Origin of the sequence: Streptomyces sp. NPDC047853, assembly GCF_043204535.1 — a bacterium.
Classification (GTDB): Bacteria; Actinomycetota; Actinomycetes; order Streptomycetales; family Streptomycetaceae; genus Streptomyces.
Genome location: NZ_JBIDCI010000001.1, coordinates 667,224 through 684,802 on the forward strand (window position 1 = coordinate 667,224; position 17,579 = coordinate 684,802).

General features: G+C 70.3%; 15 protein-coding genes and 1 riboswitch. Of the genes, 7 read left to right on the plus strand and 8 right to left on the minus strand.

The window, feature by feature from the left end; genetic code table 11:
- The first annotated feature begins 109 nt into the window (after positions 1-109).
- Together cyc1 and ACGF5T_RS03115 are read left to right on the plus strand one after the other, a co-directional pair.
- The gene (cyc1, locus tag ACGF5T_RS03110) at positions 110-1,201 is read left to right on the plus strand and encodes an epi-isozizaene synthase (RefSeq protein WP_366766119.1); all 1,092 of its coding nucleotides are present in this window, start codon (positions 110-112) and stop codon (positions 1,199-1,201) included.
- Positions 1,198-2,604 carry a cytochrome P450 gene (locus tag ACGF5T_RS03115; protein WP_366766120.1) on the plus strand — a complete coding sequence of 469 codons (1,407 nt, stop codon included), beginning with the start codon at positions 1,198-1,200 and terminating at the stop codon, positions 2,602-2,604. Before cyc1 ends, ACGF5T_RS03115 begins: the two co-directional genes overlap by 4 nt.
- A gap of 3 nt (positions 2,605-2,607) precedes the next feature.
- Here ACGF5T_RS03115 and ACGF5T_RS03120 read toward each other — a convergent pair whose 3' ends face one another.
- Positions 2,608-3,576: a helix-turn-helix domain-containing protein gene (locus ACGF5T_RS03120; RefSeq protein WP_366766121.1), complete on the minus strand. Its 969-nt coding sequence runs from the start codon at positions 3,574-3,576 to the stop codon at positions 2,608-2,610.
- Between the two features lie 92 nt (positions 3,577-3,668).
- On the opposite strand from ACGF5T_RS03120, the gene ACGF5T_RS03125 reads away from it, so the two are divergent.
- Positions 3,669-3,923, plus strand: coding sequence for a hypothetical protein (locus tag ACGF5T_RS03125; protein ID WP_356604429.1), 255 nt, complete (start codon positions 3,669-3,671; stop codon positions 3,921-3,923).
- Here the strand turns inward: ACGF5T_RS03125 and ACGF5T_RS03130 are convergent.
- The 6 genes from ACGF5T_RS03130 to ACGF5T_RS03155 form a co-directional block, all read right to left on the minus strand.
- Complete coding sequence (locus ACGF5T_RS03130) at positions 3,836-4,876, minus strand: ribonucleotide-diphosphate reductase subunit beta (protein WP_361017152.1); 1,041 nt, start codon at positions 4,874-4,876, stop codon at positions 3,836-3,838. The two genes, ACGF5T_RS03125 and ACGF5T_RS03130, sit on opposite strands and share 88 nt — an antisense overlap.
- Positions 4,876-7,248, minus strand: a complete 2,373-nt coding sequence (locus ACGF5T_RS03135; RefSeq protein WP_366766122.1) for a ribonucleoside-diphosphate reductase subunit alpha — start codon at positions 7,246-7,248, stop codon at positions 4,876-4,878. Before ACGF5T_RS03135 ends, ACGF5T_RS03130 begins: the two co-directional genes overlap by 1 nt.
- Before the next feature lie 123 nt (positions 7,249-7,371).
- Positions 7,372-7,553, minus strand: a riboswitch (cobalamin riboswitch).
- A gap of 24 nt (positions 7,554-7,577) precedes the next feature.
- Positions 7,578-8,084 carry a GNAT family N-acetyltransferase gene (locus ACGF5T_RS03140; RefSeq protein ID WP_366766123.1) on the minus strand — a complete coding sequence of 169 codons (507 nt, stop codon included), beginning with the start codon at positions 8,082-8,084 and terminating at the stop codon, positions 7,578-7,580.
- Positions 8,085-8,156: 72 nt separating this feature from the next.
- Positions 8,157-9,767, minus strand: a complete 1,611-nt coding sequence (gene mctP, locus ACGF5T_RS03145) for a monocarboxylate uptake permease MctP (RefSeq protein ID WP_356604437.1) — start codon at positions 9,765-9,767, stop codon at positions 8,157-8,159.
- Positions 9,764-10,021, minus strand: coding sequence for a DUF3311 domain-containing protein (locus ACGF5T_RS03150; RefSeq protein WP_356604439.1), 258 nt, complete (start codon positions 10,019-10,021; stop codon positions 9,764-9,766). The genes mctP and ACGF5T_RS03150 overlap by 4 nt, the downstream gene beginning before the upstream one ends.
- A gap of 180 nt (positions 10,022-10,201) precedes the next feature.
- A complete protein-coding gene (locus ACGF5T_RS03155) occupies positions 10,202-10,966 on the minus strand; it encodes a GntR family transcriptional regulator (protein WP_053136900.1) in 765 nt (254 codons plus the stop codon).
- A 452-nt stretch (positions 10,967-11,418) separates the two neighbouring features.
- Here ACGF5T_RS03155 and dasA point away from each other — a divergent pair, with 452 nt between their 5' ends.
- The 4 genes from dasA to ACGF5T_RS03175 all read left to right on the plus strand — a co-directional run bounded on the left by dasA (position 11,419) and on the right by ACGF5T_RS03175 (position 16,104).
- On the plus strand, positions 11,419-12,696 hold the full coding sequence (dasA, locus tag ACGF5T_RS03160; RefSeq protein WP_356604441.1) for a N,N'-diacetylchitobiose ABC transporter substrate-binding protein DasA: 1,278 nt from the start codon (positions 11,419-11,421) through the stop codon (positions 12,694-12,696).
- An 88-nt stretch (positions 12,697-12,784) separates the two neighbouring features.
- On the plus strand, positions 12,785-13,771 hold the full coding sequence (locus ACGF5T_RS03165) for a sugar ABC transporter permease (protein WP_361017148.1): 987 nt from the start codon (positions 12,785-12,787) through the stop codon (positions 13,769-13,771).
- Complete coding sequence (locus tag ACGF5T_RS03170; protein WP_356604445.1) at positions 13,768-14,598, plus strand: carbohydrate ABC transporter permease; 831 nt, start codon at positions 13,768-13,770, stop codon at positions 14,596-14,598. Before ACGF5T_RS03165 ends, ACGF5T_RS03170 begins: the two co-directional genes overlap by 4 nt.
- Before the next feature lie 9 nt (positions 14,599-14,607).
- Positions 14,608-16,104, plus strand: coding sequence for a glycoside hydrolase family 3 protein (locus ACGF5T_RS03175; RefSeq protein WP_356604447.1), 1,497 nt, complete (start codon positions 14,608-14,610; stop codon positions 16,102-16,104).
- Positions 16,105-16,708: 604 nt separating this feature from the next.
- Here the strand turns inward: ACGF5T_RS03175 and nagB are convergent.
- Complete coding sequence (gene nagB / locus ACGF5T_RS03180; protein WP_366766124.1) at positions 16,709-17,494, minus strand: glucosamine-6-phosphate deaminase; 786 nt, start codon at positions 17,492-17,494, stop codon at positions 16,709-16,711.
- Positions 17,495-17,579: the final 85 nt, after the last annotated feature.

A 17,579-nucleotide genomic window follows, 5' to 3' on the forward strand; every position in this document is an offset into this window, starting at 1 on the left:
TCCCATAGCGGTCAGTTGTGGTGCTGAATAGGAAGCGCGGGGATACGCAACGGCGCACGCCCCGCTCAGCGCGAGGGGTGCGCCACCGGCGGCTGAGAGGGGTTTGTTCGTGCATGCTTTCTCACACGGCACCACAGCGACACCGACCGCGATCGCAGTACCGCCATCGCTCCGCCTTCCGGTGATCGAGGCGGCATTTCCCCGCCGACTGCACCCGTATTGGCCGAGGCTCCAGGAGAAGACCCGTACCTGGCTGCTCGAGAAACGGCTCATGCCGGCGGACAAGGTCGCGGAATATGCCGACGGCCTGTGCTACACAGACCTCATGGCGGGGTACTACCTGGGCGCCCCCGACGAGGTCCTGCAGGCGATCGCGGACTACAGCGCCTGGTTCTTCGTCTGGGACGACCGGCACGACCGCGACATCGTCCACGACCGCCCCGGCGCCTGGCGGCGGCTGCGGAACCAGCTGCACGCGGCCCTCGACTCTCCCGAGGACCACCTGCACCACGAGGACACCCTGGTCGCCGGGTTCGCCGACAGTGTGCGGCGGTTGTACGCCTTCCTGCCGCCGCCGGCGAGGTGGAATGCCCGGTTCGCCCGGCACTTCCACGCGGTGATCGAGGCGTACGACCGGGAATTCCACAACCGGACCCACGGAATCGTGCCCGGCGTGGAGGAGTACCTCGAACTGCGCCGGCTCACGTTCGCGCACTGGATCTGGACCGATCTGCTGGAGCCGAGCGCGGGCTGCGAACTCCCGGACACCGTGCGGAAACATCCGGCGTACCGTCGGGCCGCCTTGCTGAGCCAGGAATTCGCCGCCTGGTACAACGACCTCTGCTCCCTGCCCAAGGAAATAGCGGGCGACGAGGTCCACAATCTCGGTATCAGTCTCATCACTCATCACGGATTAACCCTGGAGGAATCCATCGGGGAAGTCCGGCGGCGCGTGGAGGAATGCATCACCGAATTCCTCGACGTGGAACAGGAAGCGTTGAGGCTCGCCGACCGGATCGACGACGGCACCGTGCGCGGAAAAGAACTGAGCGGCGCCGTGCGGGCCAACGTCGGCAATATGCGGAACTGGTTCAGCTCCGTCTACTGGTTCCACCACGAGTCCGGCCGGTACATGGTCGACAACTGGGACGACCGGTCCACACCCCCGTACGTCAACAACGAACCGGCAGGTGAGAAATGACCGTCCAGTCCTTCCCCGAGTCCCCGGCGACCGCCGGACAGGACGCGCCCGCGCCCCCCGCGGGCCGGGACGAGGCGACACCCGAGCCGCCCGTGGCGGGCGGCGGCGTCCCGCTCCTCGGCCACGGCTGGCGACTGGCCCGCGACCCGCTGGCCTTCATGTCCCAGCTGCGCGACCACGGCGACATCGTTCGCATCAAGCTGGGCCCCAAGACCGTCTACGCGGTCACCGCGCCCGAGCTCACGGGCGCCCTGGCCCTGAGCCCCGACTACCACATAGCCGGTCCGCTCTGGGAGTCCCTGGAGGGCCTGCTCGGCAAGGAGGGCGTGGCGACGGCCAACGGCCCGCTCCACCGCCGGCAGCGGCGCACCATCCAGCCGGCGTTCCGGCTCGACGCCATCCCCGCCTACGGGCCGATCATGGAGGAGGAGGCCCACGCGCTCGCCGAACGCTGGCAGCCCGGGCGGACGGTCGACGCCACCTCCGAGTCCTTCCGCGTCGCCGTGCGCGTCGCGGCCCGCTGCCTGCTGCGCGGCCAGTACATGGACGAGCGGGCGGAGCGGCTGTGCGTCGCGCTCGCCACCGTCTTCCGGGGCATGTACCGGCGCATGGTCGTCCCGCTGGGGCCGCTCTACCGGCTGCCGCTTCCGGCCAATCGCGAATTCAACAACGCGCTGGCCGATTTGCACCTGCTGGTCGACGAGATCATCGCCGAGCGCCGCGCATCCGGTCAAAAGCCGGACGATTTGCTGACGGCGTTGCTGGAGGCGAAGGACGACAATGGCGACCCGATCGGGGAACAGGAGATCCACGACCAGGTGGTCGCGATACTCACCCCCGGAAGTGAGACCATCGCCTCCACGATCATGTGGTTGCTGCAGGCACTTGCCGACCACCCGGAACACGCGGACCGCATACGCGACGAAGTCCGGGAGGTCACCGGAGGGCGCCCCGTCGCATTCGAGGACGTCCGCAGGCTCACCCACACGAACAATGTCATCGTGGAAGCCATGCGTTTGCGTCCCGCCGTGTGGGTATTGACGCGCCGCGCGGTCGTCGAGACCGAACTCGGTGGCTATCGCATTCCGGCCGGGTCGGACATCATCTACAGTCCGTTCGCAATCCAGCGCGATGCGAAGTCGTACGCCGACAACCTGGAGTTCGACCCGGACCGATGGCTTCCGGAGCGTGCGGGGGAGGTACCGAAATACGCCATGAAGCCGTTCAGCGTCGGCAATCGGAAGTGCCCGAGCGACCACTTCTCGATGGCGCAGCTGACGCTGATCACGGCGGCCCTGGCCGCGAAGTACCGCTTCGAGCAGGTGGCCGGCTCCAACGACGCGGTCCGGGTGGGCATCACCCTCCGTCCGCACGACCTGCTGGTCAGGCCCGTGGCCCGGTGACGCTCAGGCCGCCGCCTGCGGGCCGCGGAAGGCGCGCCGGTAGGCGTGCGGTGTGGTGTCCAGGGCCCTGACGAACTGGTGCCTGAGGGCCGCCGCCGTACCGAATCCGGTGCGCCACGCGATCGCGTCCATCGTCTCGTCCGTCGCCTCCAGCAGCCGCTGGGCCAGCAGCACGCGCTGGCGCAGTATCCAGCGGTAGGGGGTCGTACCCGTCTCCTGCTGGAAGCGGCGGGCGAAGGTGCGCGGCGACATGTGCGCCCGCGCCGCGAGCTGGTCGACGGTGACCTCCTCGTCGAGGTGCTGTTCCATCCAGGACAGCACCTCGCCGACGGTGTCGCAGGAGGAGCGCGGCAGCGGCCGTTCGATGTACTGGGCCTGGCCGCCGTCCCGGTGCGGCGGCACGACCATGCGCCGGGCGATCTTGTTGGCGACCTCCGGCCCCTGCTCCTTGCGGACGATGTGCAGACAGGCGTCGATGCCGGCGGCGGTGCCGGCGCTGGTGATCACCGGGTCCTCGTCCACGTAGAGCACGTCGGGGGCCACGGACGCCCGCGGGTACTGCCGGGTCAGCTCGGCGGCGTGGTGCCAGTGCACCGCGCACCGCCGGCCGTCCAGCAGACCGGCGGCGCCCAGCACGAACACCCCGGAGCACACGCTCAGCACCCGCGCACCCCGGTCCACGGCGCGCCGCAGCGCCTCCAGCAGCTCCGGCGGGTACTCCCGGCGGGCGAAGTCGCTCCCCGCCGGCACGGTGATCAGGTCGGCCTCCTCCAGCCGCTCCAGCCCGTAGGGCGTGGAGACGGTGAGCCCGCCGACGTGGGTGGTCAGCTCGGGGCCCTCCGCGGAGACCACCGCGAAGTCGTACCGCGGCAGGCCCTCGTCGCTCCGGTCGATGCCGAAGACCTCGCAGACGACGCCCAGTTCGAAAGGATGCGCGCCGTCGAGCAGGACGGCCGCCACGTTCCGCAACATGCCGACAGTGTGCCTCGGAAGTGGCAGGAAATCGAGGCCCTGCGGCAGTCCTGCCACTGCCGGTAAGGAGTCCGGGGCGCGACAGTGGTGTCATGAACAGCAACCAGATGGAAGCCCTGATCGGAATGCTCGCGACCTTCGGACTCCTGGTCCTCATGGTCCTCCCCTCGGTGATCGGCATCGTGCGCGAGAAGCGCATCGACCGTCAGCTCAGGGAGGCCCAGGAGAACCGGCGGGAGAGCGAGGAGCCCCGGCGGACTCAGAAGTCCTCGGACAGGTCGACGGTGCCCTCCACCGCGACCTGGTACGCCGAGGGGCGGCGCTCGAAGAAGTTGGTCAGCTCCTGAACGCCCTGCAGCTCCATGAAGGAGAAGGGGTTCTCGGAGCCGTACACCGGGGCGAAGCCGAGCCGCGTCAGACGCTGGTCGGCGACGCACTCCAGGTACTCCCGCATCGAGTCGGTGTTCATGCCGGGGAGGCCGTCACCGCACAGGTCGCGCGCGAACTGCAGCTCGGCCTCGACGGCCTCCCGCAGCATGTCGGTGACCTGCTGCCGGAGCCCTTCGTCGAACAGCTCCGGCTCCTCCTTGCGCACGGTGTCCACCACGTCGAAGGCGAAGGACATGTGCATGGTCTCGTCCCGGAACACCCAGTTGGTGCCGGTGGCCAGGCCGTGCAGCAGGCCCCGGCTGCGGAACCAGTACACGTAGGCGAAGGCGCCGTAGAAGAACAGGCCCTCGATGCACGCGGCGAAGCAGATGAGGTTGAGCAGGAAGCGGCGGCGGTCGGCCCGGCTCTCCAGCCGGTCGATCGACTCGACCGAGTCCATCCACCTGAAGCAGAATTCGGCCTTCTCGCGGATGGAGGGGATGTTCTCCACGGCCGCGAAGGCGGCGGCGCGGTCCTCCGGGTCGGGCAGGTAGGTGTCCAGCAGCGTCAGATAGAACTGGACGTGCACGGCCTCCTCGAAGAGCTGGCGGGACAGGTACAGCCGCGCCTCGGGGGAGTTGATGTGCTTGTAGAGGGTGAGCACCAGGTTGTTCGCGACGATCGAGTCGCCGGTGGCGAAGAAGGCCACCAGCCGGCCGATCAGGTGCTGCTCCATGGGGCTGAGCTTCGCCAGGTCGGCGACGTCCGAGTGGAGGTCGACCTCCTCGACGTGCCAGGTGTTCTTGATGGCGTCCCGGTAGCGCTCGTAGAAGTCCGGGTAGCGCATGGGGCGCAGGGTCAGTTCGAAGCCCGGGTCGAGCAGGTTCTTGGTGGCGGGGGTCGCGGGGGTCGCGGGGATCTCGGTGGTCATTACTGGCAGGCCTCGCAGGACTCGGGGTTTTCCAGGGAGCAGGCGACCGCTTCGGGATCGGGGGTCTGCTGTGCGGGGACGGTGGCCCGGGCGGCGGCGCGGGCGATGCGGGTCGCCGGGCGGGAACGCAGGTAGTACGTGGTCTTCAGGCCCTGCTTCCAGGCGTACGCGTACATCGAGGAGAGCTTCCCGATGGTCGGCGTCTCCAGGAACAGGTTCAGCGACTGGGCCTGGTCGAGGTACGGGGTGCGGGCGGCGGCCATGTCGATCAGGCCGCGCTGCGGGATCTCCCAGGCGGTGCGGTACAGGGCGCGGACGTCCTCGGGGATCCAGGAGAACCCCTGCACCGAGCCGTTGGCCTCGCGCAGCGCCTCGCGGGTGCGGGCGTCCCACACGCCGAGCCGCTTGAGGTCGTCCACCAGGTACGAGTTGACCTGGAGGAACTCGCCGGAGAGCGTCTCGCGCTTGAACAGGTTGGACACCTGCGGCTCGATGCACTCGTAGGCGCCCACGATCGAGGCGATGGTGGCGGTCGGGGCGATCGCCAGGAGCAGGGAGTTGCGCAGGCCGGTGGTGGCCATGCGCGCGCGCAGCGCGGCCCAGCGCTCGGGCCAGGCCGCCTCGACGCCGTAGTGGTCGGGGTGCAGCACGCCCCGGGCCGTACGGGTCTTCTCCCAGGCAGGCAGCGGGCCGTTGCGCTCGGCGAGGTCGGTGGAGGTCTCGTAGGCCGCGAGCATGATGCGCTCGGCGATGCGGGTGGAGAGGGCCTTCGCCTCGGGGGAGTCGAAGGGCAGGCGCAGCCGGAAGAAGACGTCCTGCAGGCCCATCGCGCCGAGGCCCACCGGGCGCCAGCGGGCGTTGGAGCGGCCCGCCTGCTCGGTCGGGTAGAAGTTGATGTCGACGACCCGGTCCAGGAAGGTGACGGCGGTGCGGACGGTGGCGTCCAGCCGCTCCCAGTCGAGGTCGCCCGCGGCCACGTCGACGAACGCGCCGAGGTTGACCGAGCCCAGGTTGCAGACCGCCGTCTCCCCGTCGTCGGTGACCTCCAGGATCTCCGTGCAGAGGTTGGAGGAGTGGACGACGTGGCCCGGCTCGGCGGTCTGGTTGGCGGTGCGGTTGGCGGTGTCCTTGAAGGTCATCCAGCCGTTGCCGGTCTGCGCGAGGGTACGCATCATGCGCCCGTACAGCTCACGGGCGGGCAGCGTCCTGCGGGCCAGCCCCGCCGCCTCCGCCGCACGGTACGCCACGTCGAACTCCGCGCCCCAGAGGTCGACCAGCTCGGGCACGTCGGCGGGCGAGAACAGGGACCACTGCCCGTCGGCGTCCACCCGGCGCATGAACTCGTCCGGCACCCAGTGGGCGAGGTTGAGGTTGTGGGTGCGGCGGGCGTCCTCGCCGGTGTTGTCCCGCAGCTCCAGGAACTCCTCGATGTCGGCGTGCCAGGTCTCCAGGTAGACCGCCGCGGCGCCCTTGCGCCGGCCGCCCTGGTTCACGGCGGCGACCGAGGCGTCGAGCGTCTTCAGGAACGGGACGATGCCGTTGGAGTGCCCGTTGGTGCCGCGGATGAGCGAGCCGCGGGAGCGGATGCGGGAGTAGGCGATGCCGATGCCGCCGGCGTGCTTGGAGAGGCGGGCCACCTGGTGGAGGCGGTCGTAGAGGGAGTCCAGCTCGTCCTTGGGGGAGTCGAGGAGGTAGCAGGACGACATCTGGGCGTGCCGGGTGCCGGAGTTGAAGAGGGTGGGGGAGGAGGGCAGGTAGTCGAGGCGGCTCATCAGCCCGTAGAGGGCGGCCACCTCGTCGGCCGAGCGGGCGGTGTCGTCCTCGGCGAGCCCGGCGGCCACGCGCAGCATGAAGTGCTGGGGCGTCTCGACCACCTTGCGGGTGATCGGGTGCCGGAGCAGGTACCGGCTGTGCAGGGTACGCAGACCGAAGTAGCCGAAGCGGTCGTCGGCGGCCGGGTCGATCAGCGCGTCCAGCCGCTCCGCGTGCAGCCGTACGAACGCGGCGGTGCGGTCGGCGATCAGGCCCTCGCGGTGACCGGTGGCGACCGACCCGGTGAAGGAGGTGACGCCCTGGGAGGCGGCCTCGGCCCGGATGGTGAGGGTCAGCAGGCGGGCGGCGAGCCGGGAGTAGACCGGGTCCTCCGAGATCAGTCCGGCGGCGGCCTCGGTGGCCAGCTCGCGCAGCTCGGCCTCGTCCGCACGGGTGGACCGGCCGCGCAGCGCGGCGGCGGCGACCCGGCCGGGGTCGGCGCCCGGGAGGTCGGCGGTCAGCTCGGTCAGGGTCCGCAGCAGCGCGGTACCGGGACCGTCCGGTTCCGCGGTCGCCGCCACCGGGGTCGCTGAAGCCGGATCGGCTGGCGCGATGGTCACGTGGAGCACTCCCTCGCTCGGCACGGGGCCTGGCGGAGGGCAGGAGGCAGCTCACGAGCGCGCACGGCGTCGCGTCCACCGGCCCACTCCACGAGGCCCGGACGTCATGGCACCCGGGCCAAGGCGGCCGGGCGCACTGTCGGCAGGTCCTCGGACTCAAGCCCGTGCGCGGACACGTGGGGACGCGGACACGCACAAGTACACCGTTGCGGGACAGTTCCGGATTCGCACCGGATTCCCCTGCGGCGACAGCGAGCACGAGCATACATCTTGTGCCGGGCGCCGCCAGCACCCCCAGATGTTGTGTCCGTGAGCGTGCCGGGAGGGTGTCAGAGCGTCAGTTCGTAGGTGAGCAGGGTAAAGTCGTCCAGCTTCGGCAGGGGGTTCCAGTCGCGCTCCGGGGTGCGGGTGAAACCCAGGCGCGCGTAGAGGCGGTGGGCGCCGTGCATGGTCCGCTGGGTGGACAGCACGACCCGCGCGCAGCCCGGCACGGACCGGGCGCGGTCGACGCAGGCCCGCACCAGCGCCTCGCCGGCGCCGCGTCCGCGCGCCTCGCGGGCGACGGCGAGCATGCGTATCTCGGCCTCGCCGGGACGGGCGATGTCGGCCATCGGGCCACCGCGGGGCACGAAGGTGACGCCACCGAGCACACCGCCGTCCGATGCGGCGACCAGCACCTCGGCGGCGGCCGCCCGCCGGGCCACGGCGCGCAGCTCGTGGAGGTAGGCGTCGTCCTCCCCGAAGTCGAGGAGGCCGTCGCCCAGGTAGGCGCGCGCGGTGATCTCACCGAGGGGGGCGTACTCCTCGGCCGTGGCACGCCGGATCACGAAGTCCATGAACCCGAGTGTGCCCGACGGGTACGACAGCGGGCCGCCGGATTTCTCCGACGGCCCGCATGGGGGAGGGGATCAGTGCGAGGTGCCCGCCGTGGCCGGCGGCAGCTCCACCTCGACGCCGGGGTCGCCCGCGTCCGCCGTGTAGTCACCGGGCTTGGTCTCGTCGACGCCGTCGGGAGCCTTGAGCGCCCGCATGACGAAGGTCAGGACCACGGTGACCACCACGTTCAGCACGAAGGCGGTGAGGCCGATGTAGCCGATCTCACCGATGCCCGGGATCTCGTCGGAGGAACCGCCGAAGTGCTTCTGCGTCGGCGAGGCCACCCCGTACGCGGCGACCGTGCCGTAGACCATGCCGACCGCCCAGCCGCCGAGCAGGGCCCAGCGGTGGAACCAGCGGGTGAACAGGCCGCCCACCAGGGCCGGGAAGGTCTGCAGGATCCAGATGCCGCCGAGCAGCTGGAAGTTGATCGCGACGGTCTTGTCCATGCCGAGCACGAACACCAGCGCGCCCACCTTCACCAGCAGGGACACCAGCTTGGAGACCTTGGTCTCCTGGGCCGGGGTGGCGTCCGGCTTGATGAAGTCCTTGTAGATGTTGCGGGTGAAGAGGTTGGCGGCCGCGATCGACATGATCGCCGCCGGGACCAGGGCGCCGATGCCGATCGCCGCGAAGGCCACGCCGGCGAACCAGTCCGGGAACATGTTCTCGAAGAGCTGGGGGATCGCCAGCTGCCCGTTCTCCACCTTCACCCCGGCCGCGATCGCCATGAAGCCCAGCAGCGCGAGCAGGCCCAGCATCAGCGAGTACAGCGGCAGGATCGTGGTGTTGCGGCGGATCACCTCACGGCTGCGCGAGGACAGCGTCGCGGTGATCGAGTGCGGGTACATGAAGAGCGCGAGCGCGGAGCCCAGCGCCAGCGTGGCGTAGGTCCACTGGCCGCCGTGGTCCGGCGTCAGCGAGCCCTTGCCCGACTCGGTGAACTTGTCGCCCGCCGCCGCGAAGATGTCGTCGAAGCCGCCCAGCTTGATCGGGATGTAGATGATCGCCACCGCGATGACGATGTAGATCAGCGTGTCCTTCACGAAGGCGATCAGCGCGGGCGCGCGCAGCCCCGACGAGTAGGTGTAGGCCGCCAGCACGCCGAAGGCGATCAGCAGGGGCAGGTCCTTGATGAACCAGTTGGTGTCCTCGCCGCCGCCGAGGCCCATCACGTCCAGCACGGCCTGGATGCCGACGAGCTGGAGCGCGATGTACGGCATGGTGGCGAGGATGCCGGTCACGGCCACCGCCAGCGACAGCCCCTTCGAGCCGAACCGGCCGCGCACGAAGTCCGAGGTCGTCACGTAGCCGTGCTTGTGGGAGACCGACCACAGCCGGGGCAGGAAGGTGAAGATCAGCGGGTAGACCAGGATCGTGTACGGCACCGCGAAGAAGCCCGAGGCGCCGGCCGCGTAGATCGCCGCCGGCACGGCCACGAAGGTGTACGCCGTGTACAGGTCGCCGCCCAGCAGGAACCAGGTGACCCAGGTGCCGAACGAGCGGCCGCCCAGGCCCCACTCGTCGAGGCTGTGCTCGTTCTCGGCCCTGCGCCAGCGGGCGGCGAGGAAGCCCATGGCGGTGACGAGCAGGAAGAAGAAGATGAAGACGGCGAGTGCGACGCCGTTCACGCCGTCGTTCACTTCGAACCGCCTTCCCGGCGGGCGCGCTGGTCACGCTGCCACAGCTTGTAGGCGATCATCGTCAGCGCGGTGGAGAGGACCACCCACGCCATCTGGTACCAGTAGAAGAACGGGATGCCGATGAAGGCCGGGTCCGTCTTCGCGTACGAACCGACCCAGAGCATGGCGACGAACGGTGCGACAAGGCAGAGGCCGATGACGACGCGCACCGGCGTCACCACCGGCCCTCTGCTCACTTCTGGGGCTTGTGACATACGGCGGCTCCGTCCCCTCGCTGATCACCTCGTGCAGTGCGCACGAAATGTAGGTGACGGCGTCGAGAGAGCGGAACCCCTCGTCCGCATATCGGTCCTGAACTGCAACTTCACGGTCCGGGGTGGCGGAATATGTCGGACACGCGAGCCGCGCGACCGGCGCGCCGGGCCGGACGGGCCCTAGTCCTGGGGCCGCTTCAGCCGGGCCACGAACTTGTAGCGGTCGCCCCGGTACACCGAGCGCACCCACTCCACGGGCTGACCGGTGCGGTCCTGCGAGTGCCGGGAGAGCATCAGCATGGGCAGGCCGACGTCGGTGCCGAGCAGCCCGGCCTCGCGCGGGGTGGCCAGCGAGGTCTCGATGGTCTCCTCGGCCTCGGCGAGGTGGACGTCGTAGACCTCGGCGAGCGCCGTGTAGAGGGACGTGTACTTCACCAGGGAACGGCGCAGCGCCGGGAAGCGCTTGGCGCTGAGGTGGGTGGTCTCGATGGCCATGGGCTCGCCGTTGGCCATGCGCAGCCGCTCGATGCGCAGCACCCGACCGCCGGCCGTGATGTCCAGCAGCCCGGCGAGCCGGTCGTCGGCGGTGATGTAGCCGATGTCCAGCAGCTGCGAGGTGGGTTCGAGACCCTGGGCCCGCATGTCCTCGGTGTACGAGGTGAGTTGCAGGGCCTGCGAGACCTTGGGCTTGGCGACGAAGGTGCCCTTGCCCTGGATGCGCTCCAGGCGGCCCTCGACGACCAGTTCCTGGAGGGCCTGGCGCACCGTCGTGCGCGAGGTGTCGAACTCGGCGGCCAGGGTGCGCTCGGGAGGGACCGGCGTGCCCGGCGCCTGGGTCCGGGTCATGTCCAGCAGGTGCTTCTTCAGTCGGTAGTACTTGGGCACGCGCGCGGTACGGACGGTCGCCCCACCCTCGTTCTCCGCACTGCTGACGTCGGTGCTCATGCTCTGCCTTCCCGGCTCCGGGTGCCGAAGCGACCGATATCCCTGTCGGCCACGGCCCACATCGTGGCACGGCTCCGGGCAGGATGGCCCCGCACGCTCCGTGATCCCTTCTGTATACCTCCGCGCCCCCCGTTGGTCTAGTCCACAGCGCCGTCGGACACCGCTGGTACGCGCGTTCGGGACCGTGTCGGCACGCCCTTCGGCGGGCGGTGGTACACCCCCTCCCGGTCCGCCCGATCTGCCGCTTGCGCAATGAAAGGTCCCTGCATATCTCGGTCGCATCACGGACGCATGGACCGTGCTTGCGCACCCTTGACAGCCCTATTGGTCTGGGCCAAGCTCCCCGTACTGGTCTACACCATTGGTCCAGGTCCCGGCCCCATGGGCGGTCCGCGTCGACGAGCAACCGCGGGGAGGCAGGGGGGTTTTGTGGCATCCCTGAGGAGGGTGGCGTGAAGCGCAAGCTGATAGCCGCGATCGGTATCGCGGGCATGATGGTCTCGATCGCGGCGTGCGGGGGCGACGACGGCGACGACGGCAAGAAGGCCGGGGCGGACGGCTACGCCGGTGAGACGCTCACCGTGTGGGTCATGGACGGATCCTCGCCGGACGACTGGCAGGCCGACCTCGCCAAGGAGTTCGAGGCGAAGACCAAGGCCAAGGTCAAGTTCGAGATCCAGAAGTGGAACGGTATCCAGCAGAAGCTGACCACCGCCCTCTCCGAGGAGAACCCGCCCGACGTCTTCGAGATCGGCAACACCCAGACGCCGGCCTACGCCAAGACCGGCGGCCTCGCCGACCTGAGCGACCTCAAGAGCGAGATCGGCACCGACTGGTCCGAGTCCCTCAACAAGTCCGCCGTCTTCGAGGACAAGCAGTACGCGGCCCCGTGGTTCGTGGTGAACCGCGTGGTCGTCTACAACAAGAAGATCTGGGCGGACGCGGGCATCAAGGGCACGCCCAAGACCCGCGACGAGTTCTACGACGCCCTCAAGACGATCGGCGACAAGACCGACGCCGAGCCGATCTACCTGCCCGGCCAGAACTGGTACCACTTCGTGGGCCTGGCCATCGGCGAGGGCGCCGAGCTGGTCAAGAAGGACGGCGACAAGTACGTCTCCAACCTGGCCGACCCGAAGATCGCCGCCGCCACCGAGACCTACAAGAAGTTCCAGGCTCTCTCCAAGGCGCCCAAGGACAAGGACGAGGCCACCCCGCAGCAGGGTGAGATCTTCGCCAAGGGCAAGACCGGCGCCTTCATCGGCATGGGCTGGGAGGGCGCCACGGCGATCGCCACCAACCCGGCGATCGAGAAGGACCTCGGCTACTTCACCATCCCGGGTCCCACGGCCGACAAGCCCGAGGGCGTCTTCCTCGGCGGCTCCAACCTGGCCGTCGCCGCGGGCAGCAAGAAGCAGGAGCTGGCCAAGGAGTTCCTGAAGATCGCGCTGTCCGACAAGTACGAGGGCGCGCTGTCCAAGGCCAACGGCGTCATCCCGAACAAGGACGCGCTGCAGAGCAACCTCAAGGGCAACGCCGCCGCCGAGGCCGCCGCGCCGGCCTCCGCGGGCGGTGACACCACGCCGCTGATCCCGGAGTGGGCCGCGGTCGAGAACGACCCCAACCCGATCAAGACCTACCTGACGGCCGTGATGAAGGGGAAGTCCCCGGCCGAGGCCGCCGAGCAGGTCGAGGGCGAGTTCAACAAGCGCCTGGCGCAGCAGCAGTAGGACCGGCTGAGCCGGGGCGGGGGCCGGCACGCGACGGCCCCCGCCCCGGCGTCGAGTTGAACAGGTCGAGAAGAGAGAGACCGCGAGCATGACCGTGCAGACCGAACGGCCGCCCTCCGGCCCGTCGGACGTCCGCAAGACGGACGGCGAGGGCACCGGCAGGCCGAAACCGAGAGCCGCGTCGCGCGCCGGCGCACTCGTCCCGTACCTGTTGCTGCTGCCCGCCTGCGCGGCCACCGTGCTCCTGCTGGGCTGGCCGCTGGTCAAGGACGGCCTGCTGTCCTTCCAGAACCTCAACATGGCGCAGCTGATCCAGCACGTCACCGAATGGACCGGCTTCGACAACTACAAGGCGGTCCTCACCGGCGAGGACTTCTGGCGGGTCACCGTCCGCTCGATCATCTTCACCGCGGTCAACGTCGCCCTCACCATGGTGGTCGGCGGCCTGATCGGCCTGCTGCTCGCCCGCCTCGGCAGGGTGATGCGTCTCGTGCTGATGATCGGCCTGGTGCTGGCGTGGGCCATGCCGGTGGTCGCCGCGACCACCGTCTACCAGTGGCTCTTCGCCCAGCGCTTCGGCGTCGTCAACTGGGTCCTGGACAAGCTCGGCTGGCACTCCATGGCCGACTACAGCTGGACCGGCAGCCAGATGTCGACCTTCTTCGTGGTCACCGTGCTCATCGTCTGGATGTCGGTCCCGTTCGTCGCCATCAACCTGTACGCGGCGACCACCACCATCTCCGTCGAGTTGTACGAGGCCGCCGCCCTGGACGGGGCCGGCGCCTGGCGCAGCTTCACCACGGTCACCCTGCCGGTCCTGCGGCCGTTCCTCTACGCGACGACCTTCCTGGAGGTCATCTGGATCTTCAAGGCGTTCGTCCAGGTGTACACGTTCAACGGCGGCGGCCCGGACCGGCTGACCGAGATCCTGCCCGTGTACGCCTACATCGAGGGCGTCGGCAACCAGCACTACGGCATGGGCGCGGCGATCGCCGTCCTGACCATCCTGATCCTGCTCGGCCTGACCGCCTACTACCTCAGGATCGTGCTCAAGCAAGAGGAGGACGAGCTGTGAAGCGCTCGCTCTTCGGCCGCCTGTGGCCCAACGTCACGGCCGTCGTCCTGTTCATCGGCCTCGTCTTCCCCGTCTACTGGATGTTCGCCACGGCCTTCAAGCCGACCGGCGACATCATCTCGGAGGACCCGGTCTGGTTCCCGACCGACGTCACGCTCGACCACTTCAAGACCGCGGTCGAGGCCGACCACTTCTGGACCTACGTCGGCAACTCGCTCATCGTCACCGTCTGCGCGGTCGTCTTCTCGCTGGTCATCGCGCTGGCCGGGGCGTTCGCCCTGGCGCGGATGCGGTTCAAGGGGCGGCGCGGCTTCATCGTCGGCTTCATGCTCGCCCAGATGGCGCCCTGGGAAGTCATGGTCATCGCGATCTACATGATCGTGCGCGACGCCTCGATGCTGAACAGCCTCGTGCCGCTGACCCTCTTCTACATGATGATGATCCTGCCCTTCACCATCCTGACGCTGCGCGGCTTCGTCGCCGCCGTGCCGAGGGAACTGGAGGAGTCCGCGCTGGTCGACGGCTGCACCCGGGCCCAGGCGTTCCGCCGGGTCATCCTGCCGCTGCTCGCCCCGGGGCTGATGTCCACCTCGATGTTCGGCTTCATCACCGCGTGGAACGAACTGCCCCTCGTGCTGGTCGTCAACAAGGAGGCCGAGGCGCAGACCCTGCCGCTGTGGCTCACCAGCTTCCAGACCGTCTTCGGCGACAACTGGGGTGCGACCATGGCCGCCTCGTCGCTCTTCGCCATCCCGATCCTGATCCTCTTCGTCTTCCTGCAGCGCAAGGCCGTCAGCGGCCTGACCGCCGGCGCCGTGAAGGGATAACGCCACCCGATGACGACAATCGCCAGCGGCACCGACACGCTCACGCGCGACGCGCTGACCGTCCTCCAGCCCGGCTTCACCGGGACCACCGCCCCCGACTGGTTGCTGCGCAGCCTCGGCGAGGGGCTGGCCTCCGTCGGCCTGTTCGGGCGCAACATCGCCTCGGCCGGGCAACTGGCCGCCCTGACCGCCCAGCTGCGCGCCGAACGCGACGACGTGCTGGTCGCCATCGACGAGGAGGGCGGCGACGTCACCCGCCTGGAGGTCCGCACCGGCTCCTCCTTCCCCGGCAACCTCGCCCTCGGCGCGGTGGACGACGTGGAGCTGACCCGGGAGGTGGCCGCGGAACTGGGCCGCCGGCTCGCGGCCTGCGGGGTGAACCTCAACTGGGCGCCGTCCGCCGACGTCAACTCCAACCCGGACAACCCGGTCATCGGCGTGCGCTCCTTCGGCGCCGGCACCGACCTGGTCTCCCGGCACACCGCCGCCTACGTCACCGGCCTCCAGTCGGTGGGCGTGGCCGCCTGCACCAAGCACTTCCCCGGTCACGGCGACACCGCCGTCGACTCCCACCACGCGATGCCGCGCATCGACGTGGGCGCCGAGGTGCTCGCCGAGCGCGACCTCGCCCCCTTCCGCGCGGCCATCGCCGCCGGCAGCCGCGCGGTGATGAGCGCCCACATCCTGGTCCCGGCCCTGGACCCGGACCGGCCGGCCACGCTGTCCCGCCGCATCCTGACCGACCTGCTCCGCGGCGAACTGGGCCACCAGGGCCTGATCGTCACCGACGGCATGGAGATGCGGGCCATCTCGGGCACCTACGGCATCGAACGCGGCAGCGTCCTGGCCATCGGGGCGGGCGCCGACGCGATCTGCGTGGGCGGCGGCCTGGCCGACGAGGGGACCGTGCTGCGGCTGCGCGACGCCCTGGTCGAGGCCGTCCGCTCGGGCGAGCTGGCCGAGGACCGGCTGGCCGACGCGGCGGAACGGGTCCGCGCCCTGGCCCGCTGGACCTCCGCGCACCGCACCGACGCCGCCGCCCGGTCCGCGAGCGGCACCGACGGGGACGTGGGCCTGAGTGCCGCCCGCCGGGCCCTGCGGATCACCGGCTCCGACGGCTTCACCGCCCTCACCGACGCGCCCTACGTCGCCGCGCTCACCCCCGTGGCGAACATCGCGGTCGGCGACGAGACCCCCTGGGGCGTCGCCGCCGAGCTGTTCCGTCTGCTCCCCGGCACGGAGACCGGCAGCTTCACCGGGCCGGACGCCGGGAAGGACGTGCTGGGCGCGGCAGGTCCGCGCCGCATCGTGGCCGTCGTCCGCGACGAACACCGGCACCCCTGGATGGCGGCCGCCCTCGACACGCTGCTGGCGGAGCGCCCCGACACGATCGTCGTCGAGATGGGCGTGCCCCGCGCGGCGCCACGCGGCGCCCTCCACGTGGCCACCCACGGCGCAGCCCGCGTCTGCGGCCGCGCAGCCGCGGAGGCTCTCACGGGGGCGTGACACACACCGCCCGACATGCACGAAGACGCCGACCCCCTCCTGCGAGGGGGTCGGCGACTTCGCCGTACGGCGGGCCCGGGTGTACGGGGGAGGGGGACGGGGGGAGGGGGGACGGGTGTGAGGCCGGCACACGCGTGGAGTGTGGCGCTCAGGAGTCTGCGGCGGCACACGCGTGGGGTGTGGCGCTCAGGAGTCTGCGGCCGGCACAGGCGCGCGGTGCGGCGGCGGCCCGGGCGCGGGTACGGGCGTGAGAGGGGCGGGCGCGCGGTGCGGCGGCGGCCGGGGGCCCGGGTGTACGGGCGTGAGGCGGGGCGGGCGTGCGGTGCGGCGGCGGCCGGGGGCCGGGGGCCCGGGTGTACGGGCGTGAGGCGGGCGCAGGCGTGCGGTGCGGCCGCCCGAGATCCAGACGGGCGCACGGGCGGGCAGCCGGCCTGCACGGTCGCTCGCCGGGCGCGTCCCCCGGAGCCGCTCAGGGCGTCTCCGTGCGGGTGTCCCGGTCCGTGGGGTGTCCGGTCAGGCGCGGCTCCCGCGCAGGTGGGACACGGCGAAGGGCGCCGCCCCCGGTGACCGGGGACCAGCGCCCTCCCTGCACGTGCCCGCGGACTCAGATGCCCTGCCAGGCGGGCTTGTGCGCGAAGGTGTGCCGGAAGTAGTCGGCCAGCTTCAGCTTGGAGGCGGCGGCCTCGTCGACGACGACGGTGGCATGCGGGTGGAACTGGAGCGCGGAGGCCGGGCACACCGCCGCCACCGGACCCTCGACACTCGCGGCTACCGCGTCCGCCTTGCCCTCGCCGGTGGCGAGCAGCACCACGTGCCGGGCCTCCAGGATGGTGCCGATGCCCTGCGTGATCACGTGGTGCGGGACCTGTTCGATGTCACCGTCGAAGAAGCGCGCGTTGTCGACGCGGGTCTGCTCGGTGAGCGTCTTGATCCGGGTCCGCGAGGCCAGCGAGGAGCACGGCTCGTTGAAGCCGATGTGCCCGTCGGTCCCGATCCCCAGCAGCTGGAGGTCGACCCCGCCGGCCCCGCCCAGCGCCTCGTCGTACGCCTCGCATGCCCTCTGCACGTCGTCCGCCGTGCCGTCCGGTCCCATGAACGCGTCCATGCCGATCCCCAGCGGTTCGAGCACCTCGCGCCGCAGCACCGAGCGGTACGACTCGGGGTGATCCGCGGGCAGCCCCACGTACTCGTCCAGCTGGGCGATCCGGGCCCGCGCGGTGTCCACGGCGCCCGAGCGCACCTTGGCCGCCAGCGCCTCGTAGACGGGCAGCGGCGTCGATCCGGTGGCCACCCCGAGCAGGGCGTCGGGCTTGCGTCGGAGCAGCTGCGCCATGGCTTCGGCTATCAGTTCGCCGCCTGCCCTGGCGTCGGGAACGATGACAACTTCCACGCTTGCCTGCCGTTTCGAAGAGTGGACTCACCCGGGGTCCGGGACTGGCTGTGTGGGGCCCTATGTGGTTTAGACCAATCTAACA